The organism is Schlesneria sp. (assembly GCF_036405755.1).
Classification (GTDB): Bacteria; Planctomycetota; Planctomycetia; order Planctomycetales; family Planctomycetaceae; genus Schlesneria; species Schlesneria sphaerica.
The window spans coordinates 24,508-32,933 of the sequence record NZ_DASWWZ010000228.1 but is presented as its reverse complement, the minus strand read 5'-3'; the positions used below and the strand labels follow the sequence as shown (position 1 = coordinate 32,933).

Below are 8,426 nucleotides of genomic sequence, written 5' to 3'. Positions count from 1 at the left end.
GAATCTTTACCGGGAGGTAACGGAAACAGCCTTTCAGCCGACTTCCGCACGTCGTCAAATGTCGAACTATGCAGTGCAGCAGCCAATGCGGGAATCAGTGATTCATCACACGTGTTCGACTCGGCAAGTTTAATCAGTTCCGCTGCCCCCTGCCGTGATCGAGAAGCCCCCTTGATCGCTTCCCGTCGGAGATCCACAGCAAAGCTTTGATCTGCAACCAGGGGCAACAAAATTTCTGCGACCTGTGCACTCCCGCAGTGGCTGAGCGCGGTTGCAACCGCAACCGCTGACGATCCTTCAGTGGATCTGAGAGCTGCGCTCAGCAAATCCTTCTGATTGTTGTCTACCAGCACCCGAACGGCGTCGATACCGGTTTGCTCGTCGGGCATCGATTGGGTCAGGGCGAGCAGGTCAGGAAATCGATTTGTGACGTTGAACTTTCCCACAAGCTGGACGAATGAGGGCTGCCCCTTCATTCCATCCAGGACTCGATTCATCGCCGCAAGTTCAGGTGAATTGGGAGCGAGATCGAATCGCTGAAGTCGACTGATGGCTTCCGCATTCACGTACTGGGTTTTTGCGGGACTGCCAAACTGACCAAACGCCAATTTGATGAGCGCGGCTTCTCTGGCCGGTCCTGTGAGGAAGTCGAATGCTCTCAGATAGCGGGGCGCGTCCGCTTCCGTCACGTCGTCGGACGCGAGGATCTGATAAAGATCTTCGGGGGTCGCGGTTCCGCGGGATCTCCAGAGGATGTCTCTAGCGACGGGACTTGTCACGATTTTCTCGGAAGACGGGTTCCCTGCGGCTTTTGCGGCGGCAGCGAGGCAGTTGTCCCAGTCCTGATCGGCACCGATTCCCAATGCTTCCAGATACCATCGGTCAGTTCCATCATGCTGGACAGCCAGCTTTCCCCACAACTCCGCCTTCACAGGGGACTTCAAAAGCCGAAGCGCCAAGGCACACTCTCGTCGCACCTGAGGCGAGGAATCACCCACCAGCGTCGCCAGAATTTTGACCAGTCCCTGGGTATGCTTGTCGCTGTCGGTTGGCGGCAATTTCTGACGTGCCAGTCGCAGCCCTGCGATTCGGAGATCCGGGTTTGGATCGCTGATCGCGGTCGAAATCGCTTTTTCTCGCGCGGCGGGGATTTGCGAAAGAATCGCCAGCACGCGGGCTCGGTACCGAGGGTCAGAATCTCGCTCGAAGCGATTGAAGAGGATGCCAACAGTCTTCCCCGCATCCCGAGTCGCAAACGACAGCAGGGTCGTCCGCGCGAGATAACGCGCCGCAAGGTTGGGGCTCTTTAGTCCATCAGCCGCCCCATCAGGGGTCGAAACATCCAACTTGGGAATCTGATAAGCCGTCTTGGGCGGAGCCACCCGGAAGAGACGCCCCTTTTCGGCGTCTCCCATACGATGGCCCCCGACACCCGGATCGTACCAGTCGGCCACGATCAGTGAACCATCCGGTGCCACGCAAACATCAGAGGGGCGAAACCAGTTATCTCTGGCACCGTGGAGGATACTAACCATTTCGCCGGAATAGCCCGCACCAGAATTCTTCACCGGGTAAGCCCGGACGACATTCGGCCCCGCATCGCAATGGATAATCTGGTTCTGATACAGCTTCGGAAGCAAGGTCCCTTCGTAGACACAGATCCCGGTCGGAGACCCGCCGCCCGTCTGCACAAGGTTGGGAACCACTCCGGGATCATTCAAATGCCAGTGGCGACGTGGAATTTCGACTTCGATGTTCGTACGGGGAGTTTGCCATCCCGCACCGGTCATCTCGTCGGTGTAGCCGAAATTGCCTCCTTCCATCACATAGTTAATCCGCACCCCCTGATTCCCGTCGTCGTCATTGTCTGACTGCCAGACGGTACCGAAGCTGTCGACGGTCACCTCGTAATTATTCCGGAAGTTGTGACCGAGGACTTCGAACTCAGACCCATCCAGATTGCAGCGGAACGCCATCCCCTGGCGATACGGCATTCCGCGTTCATTGACTTCCCGGCCCATCACGTCGATGACCGGCTTGCCATCCTTGTCGAAGACATGGCGTCCGGTGTTTCCCATATTCCAGTACAGCTTGCCGTCAGGCCCCATCACGAAGGTGTGTGTGGAATGATCATGCTGCGGGTCGCCGACTTTGCTGAACAGCAATTCTTTTCTGTCCGCTCTCAAATCCCCATCGTCATCCGTAAAGATCCAGACGTGCGGCGCACACGAGATAATGACTTTGGTTCCTTCGCCCGTGGCTGTGGGGAGAACACAAATTCCCATGGCGGAATCCACTTCGCGTCCCTGGTAGAAAACGTGCTGCTTATCAGCCACACCATCGCTGTTCGAGTCTTCGAGAATGAGGATCCGGTCCCCTTCGGCCCGCTCGCCGAGGCGACCACGATAATTGACGACCTCGCAGACCCAAACGCGACCGAGATGGTCAATGTCGATGTTGGTTGGACTCAGTAACCCCGAAGCTTCCGAAGCAAAGAGTGTGGCTTCCAGACCCTCTGCGACATCCAGCCCCGAAACCGCGTCCTGTGGGTCGCGGCTTCCGCCGGGAGTCCCCCCAGAGGGCTGAACGTATTTCGCCCCAGGTTTCGTTGTGAAAACGAGGAACTGAACCGAACTGGACGCTCCCTGGTCCGATCCTCCGTTGTCGATTCCCGCTCGCGCTTTGAACCGCTTAACTCCGGCGGGCAGGTCGAAGGCCACAACCGAATTCGCGTGCACGCCAATCCCGTATTCCACGACCTTGCCGTTAATACGAAGAGGACCGCCATCGGCGTTTTGATTGATTCGTACCTGGCCCCAGTCGGCTGAAGCCGATTTCCATTTCAGCTCAGTGAGCCGCTTATCACCGGAGTCCAGGATCAGCCGAGGCTCGGCCCAATCAGCCCAGTCGGCAGTGAATGTATCCCCCCCATCGCGGACCACAAGGAAGAGCTCTTTCGCCCCGGCGACATCCACATCGACCTCAACGGCGTGCCCCGGAGTCAGCGTGTTGATCACCTGGGATTGCCAGACCGGGTCCTGGGCCATGGCACACGAACAGATGGCAACATGCAAGGCAAAAAAGTTCAGAGCACGTGAGAGCATGAACGCATCGCTCCAATGGGCAAGAGGAACTGCATCTAACCGTGTGAGGGGCGGATGATCAGGGACCGCCAGTGGAAGAATCCGAGACGAAGTGGAAGAGCCATTGATCTGACCGGCTCGAAGCCTCAACTTCACCCAGCGGACGAGAGCCGCATTTGTTGCAGACCGACAAGGCAGATAGCGAATTGCAGACGATACAGGGCGACACTCTGGGCGTCACCCCGTGCATTTTCAAACGTCGAACGTGAGGAGCGATCCGGTCACTCCCTTGTTATGGCGAAGTGACCGTGCCCCGGTAGACCAGTCCTGCTTACTTCTTGTTCCACTGATCCAGCATCGCCTGAATCATCGCTTTGTTGAAATCAGCGGGAATCGCTTCGTCGTGATTCTGCAGCAGATCGTCGACGGTAACATTCCCTGCGGGGGTCCCGTCAGCCGGAACATCCGCTCCCGACGTCCAGACGATGGCATTGAGAATCAGCTTGCGGAACTGGTTGTTGCCCCAGTTCCAGTGAACATGTCCGCCGCTCGTTCCGAAACCGCGACCACCGTCAGGACGTACGCGAGCCCATGCCGTGTGCTGTGGTTCTTTCCGCTCAAGGACCGCCTTACGAACTTCGGGATTGCCGCTGTGAGGACCGTCGGGACGGCTGAGTGATTCTTTCGGCGGCAGGTCGGTCAGGATCGCTGTGACGCCATCCATCTTTTCTCGAAATCGCATGTGATAGTACCACTCGTCATTGGTCGAGAACGGCTTGACCCCGCGCGTTGTAGGATGTTCGGGCAGCTTCTTGTAGTCGGCAACCCAGTGGGGATTGACGGACCAGTGTGGTTCGAAGAATCCACCGATCCAGTCCAGGAATGCATCTCCCGGCTTACCGGCAACAGTTTCGACTCCGTAGTGAATACAGACGATGCCAGCCCCTTTTTTCGCCAATCCATCGAGTTCTTCCAGATGAGCATTGAAGGGATGCCCTGCTCCACCGTCTGAATAGATCACGATCGTATTCGCGGCGGCCAGCTTCTCTGGGGAAGGCCATCCCTGCTTCTGGATGGAATGGACTTCGGCTGTCACGGGCAGGCCACTCTCGTTGATCAAGCGAGCCAGCAGAGAACAGCCCGACAGATGATCATGAGCACCAAATCCATGGCTGGGATTACCTGCGATCAGAAGAGCTTTCTTCTTCCCCGAATCGCTGGTCTTCCCTTCCGCGGAAATCTTTTTGAGCTTGATATTGCGGAACTGAACTTTCATCGCGGGACCGACGTGAAGCTGGAATGCAAGCAGACCTTTGGCACGTCGTTGTTCTTTGTCTTCGTCGGTGACGACTGAGGTCAGTACGCCATTGATCCGGTGTTCGAAGACGTATCCCTTCGCAGAGATATGGTACTCGTTCCAGTCTTCCTTCTTGATTTTCGCCTGGATCTCGTTGGTATCAGCGAACTTTTCGACCACCTTCGGTTTGTGGTCGTCGCCAATCACGGTTTTCTCTCCACGCAGGGCCAGAATGCCGCGGAAGTTTTCACCGTAATTGATTCCGGAATAGTTGTCGCCCGCTTCGGCGTCAGCCTGATAACCGCCGATTCCCCATTTCCGATCAGGAAGTTCAAAACTTCGGTACTGAATCCCCGAGTTACCGTTGATGATCTTGTATTCCAGCTTCAGCTCAAAATCAGCAGTCTCTCCACCACGCCAGATGAGGAAGGTGTTCGCCTTGATCGGTTTGTCTTCGGTGGTCTTGCCCGTAATCGCCCCGTCTTCAACGCTCCACAGTTCGGGATCGCCGTCCCATTTTTCCAGCGTCTTGCCGTCGAAGATGGAAACCCAGCCATCCTCTGCACGTACCGTAGAGGACATTACCAGAGCGGTCATGACCATCGAACACAGTATCCATCCCATCCGAATGCGCATGAGCATCTCCTGTTGATTCATCGTGAATGTGTTTTGCCGGGGATATCGACCCGCCGATCGGGAAAGAGATTGACGAATCGGTATTTGAGCATATTCGGAACTCGATCCGCAACTGGTGCCGAGTTGCGAAGGGACGCACCTGCGCGATGAAGTGAGCAAGTGGATCGAGCGCGGATGTGGCCTGGAAAAATGTCGGAACCGTCTTCCTGCGGCACGCAGACATTCGATCGCGAAGTTTGCGGTTACCAAAAACACAACGCCCTGGATCGGAACACGAATTTCGTTCGTTCCCGATCCAGGGCGAGAGACTTTTGTCATTTCGATGACACCGCGGTGACCATCGATGGAGAACTTCACTCCGACTAGCCAATCTCACTGACTTTTTCCGCGAGCATCTCGACCGCCTTCAGCAGGCGTTTGCGGACCTTTTCGGGAAGCTCAGCGAATTCCTCGCAGAACTGCGGGGTCAGCAGATTCTGGCACCGTTCGATCGTGGTCGTAAACCGCTTGGCGATCTGCTCGGTGCTGAGATTGGGACGTTCCCCCGCTTCGCGTGGCGGGACGGTCGTCGCATCGGGATTGAAAGGAGCGTACTCACTGGTTCCCTCTGGCAACCGGTTCCCGAACGGTGGGACTGCTGCGGACGCTTCTTCGTCTTCATCTGCCTGATTGGCCGAAACCGAAAACGTGGACTGATGATCAAAGGGAGCGGCTTCACGGGCCAGTGCGGGTTCCGTCGGCAAGCCGTCCAGGGCTTCATCGACGGCTGGGGTGCTCAGGTCCTCACCACGCTGTGCACGGCGCCAGGCCTTCATTTCGGCAACACCAGCCTGGACATCATCGGCCCACTGCAGGCATTCCGCAGCATCGTCCCAGTTAATCGCCGCGTAAAAGTGAGACCACTTGAGCGTCGAGTAATTACTACTGACGTCTCCGAAGGTTTCCCAGACACGTCGTCGCTGGTAAACCTGATCAGCGCTCAGAGAGACCAGCGCGGCGAAGTCTGCGTCGGTTCGTCCTCGCGCAAATCGCTTCGTCCACAGTGCGGCACATTCACCGACTTCCCAGTTACAGCGGCTGACGGCAACTTGCGCACGAGCGATCAACGAGGCTTCGGTTTCTTCACGCACAACTTCCGCAGAACCGGAATGCGACATTTCAACTTCCCAAGGAGTAACAGAATCAAAATTCGTCCAAAGACGTGGACCGTCTCGGACAAGGGCGAGTTCAAATTCGCCGAGTGAACGTCACCCGTCCATGGGGAAGGCGAAATCGTATCGCTCGGCCTTTTAACACGCTACTGTTTATCACGCTACTGTGTCGTCAAAGCCAGAGGCGACGGTACGGTTGATTGCCGAGGATTGAAACCGTTTTTTCACAATTCCTGAAAACCGACCCGCACATCCTCCAACAAATTCTTCATTCTGGACGGCTCACCACATCCGTAGGGGTTCGATTTTGGACATCCAGTGAATCCCGATGTGTACAAGCACTCAATCTCCAGGCAATCTCGTACACAAAGGGATCTCGTAGGCGGAACTTAATGAGAAAGGCACCCCTTCGTTGATCAGGCCCCGCCGCAAAGTCTCGGTGACGAATTCCGCAACCGACGAGAGCAATTCGTAGAATCGGGCGTCGGGCTCCAAGGCTACCGATTCTGCCTGGCTTCGCTTAGCATTTGTGCCAAAAGGATTGGAACTCCATGGCCTGGCTGACAACACTCAGAGATCAGTTTCCGCTGCTGCTCGTGCTGTCGCCGTTGATGGGAGTTGCTTCTGCCTCAGTCGCCGCGTTCAGGGCTCCGGATCTGACGCGATACTTTGCCATTTCGAACTGCGTTTGCACGCTGCTCATCCTCGTCGGGATCGAGTGGCAGTATGAGTCTGACCTGGTCAACCATGCTGCGATTATTCGATTTGCCGAGCAGGCTCAATCCGCAGAAAACAGCGAGATCGCCCCTCCCGAACAGGTCCGGCGCAAGTTGGACCGTATGAGAAGCGAACGAATCCAGAATCATCGATTCGTCGCTGACGGAGTCAACATTTTTCCGGCACTCCTGTTGTCGGTCGTGACCACGCTGATCGTCTGCCGGTTCAAGCCTTCGCAGAGTGACAGGAATTTTTCAGTTCCCCTCATACTTTTCTTTCAGTCCGCGGCCCTGGGAACTCTGCTCGCGAATGACGTCATCGTCTTCCTGCTGCTGTCGGGACTCAGCGTCGCCAGCTTCAGCTTTTTGATTGGAAATTATGGACCGACCGAACGACGCGCGATCACCGAAAGGTATCTGTGGGAACAATGTTGGGGTGGTTCACTGATTCTGATAGGCTTCTCCCTGCTGGTCGTGTCGATCCCCTGGATGAAACTGCAGGATTCCATCGGAACGCCCGCACTCTCAACAAGCGTCTCCAGTATCGTTCAGGACATCCAGCGCTGGACGACGCGAAACGAACTGGCGTTTCATTATCAAAGCGAGATTTTCCCGTGGATGCTGCTCGTCATCTCCATCGGTTTCGCGATCGTCTCCGGTCTGTTCCCCTTTCATGTTTCCCAGATCAATATCATCAGGAACGTTCCCGCTGAACTGGCTTTGCTCTATGTCGTTGGCGGTCTCTCCGCAAACCGCATCGGCTGGTTCCGGTTCGTGATGCCGCTCTCTCCTGACCTGCTGGCTTCATTTGACGAATGGGTGGTGATCGCCTCTGTCGGTGGCGCAATCTGGGGGGCACTGAAAGTGTTCGATACGGCTGATCAGCGAAATCTGATCGCATATGCCTTCCTCAGCCTCTCGGGGATGTCACTGATGGGAAGTTACACATTCTCGCGGATCGGGCTCTGTGGGACGTGGCTGATGCAGCAACAGCTCAACGTGTTGATGTGTGCAGCCCTGTTAACCGTCGGGAACGCAGGGTCCAGCGGGGCAGCTCTTCCTCCCGAACCTCGATTCCCTACTCGCACACTGCTACTGCTGACCGGCCTGCCCGTTTTGTGTTTCTTTTCGAGTGGATCGCTCATCATTTCAGAACTGTTTCGCGAGAGTTTGTTACTGGTCACAATCATGGCAGCGGCGGTCACTTTGATCGTGTTTAAAGCCATTCACATGCTGAACGATCGATTCTCGGCAGAACAACAGGGGACCTTCCGAGCATTGCTCTTCAAAGCACTTCCTCGGACGACCGTGCTGAGTTACGTACTTGCACTCCTCGTGGCGGTTTTACCCAGCCTGCTTCTCCGTCAATGTGAGCCGGAATTTGTGCGGGTCTTTCGCCGATTTGAGCAATCACAAGCGGCAGTTCCTGCCGATAGAGGCTACGTGCAGCGGCAATCAGCGCCGTAACACGACCGGAAAGTAGCGATCAGGCAGATTTTTTTGATTTTGCCGATTTTCACTTCAGTCTGCGAGGTCGCGTTGT

General features: G+C 56.0%; 4 protein-coding genes. 1 reads left to right on the top strand and 3 read right to left on the bottom strand.

Annotation, left to right across the window (positions count from 1 at the left end; translation table 11 throughout):
• From VGE80_RS07965 to VGE80_RS07955, 3 genes are all read right to left on the bottom strand, one after another.
• Window positions 1–3,104 (bottom strand): PVC-type heme-binding CxxCH protein (locus VGE80_RS07965; protein WP_440592273.1); only part of this gene is annotated, 3,104 nt, incomplete at its 3' end.
• A 310-nt stretch (window positions 3,105–3,414) separates the two neighbouring features.
• A complete protein-coding gene (locus tag VGE80_RS07960; protein WP_373650470.1) occupies window positions 3,415–5,016 on the bottom strand; it encodes a DUF1080 domain-containing protein in 1,602 nt (533 codons plus the stop codon).
• Between the two features lie 362 nt (window positions 5,017–5,378).
• On the bottom strand, window positions 5,379–6,173 hold the full coding sequence (locus VGE80_RS07955; protein WP_373650469.1) for a hypothetical protein: 795 nt from the start codon (window positions 6,171–6,173) through the stop codon (window positions 5,379–5,381).
• Between the two features lie 545 nt (window positions 6,174–6,718).
• On the opposite strand from VGE80_RS07955, the gene VGE80_RS07950 reads away from it, so the two are divergent.
• A complete protein-coding gene (locus VGE80_RS07950) occupies window positions 6,719–8,350 on the top strand; it encodes a hypothetical protein (RefSeq protein WP_440592272.1) in 1,632 nt (543 codons plus the stop codon).
• The last annotated feature ends 76 nt before the right edge of the window (window positions 8,351–8,426 follow it).

Coding starts and splice junctions, on each gene's coding strand:
- VGE80_RS07955 (WP_373650469.1), bottom strand. CDS start 6,173: ATGTCGCATTCCGGTTCTGCGGAAGTTGTGCGTGAAGAAACCGAAGCC.
- VGE80_RS07950 (WP_440592272.1), top strand. CDS start 6,719: ATGGCCTGGCTGACAACACTCAGAGATCAGTTTCCGCTGCTGCTCGTG.
- VGE80_RS07960 (WP_373650470.1), bottom strand. CDS start 5,016: ATGCGCATTCGGATGGGATGGATACTGTGTTCGATGGTCATGACCGCT.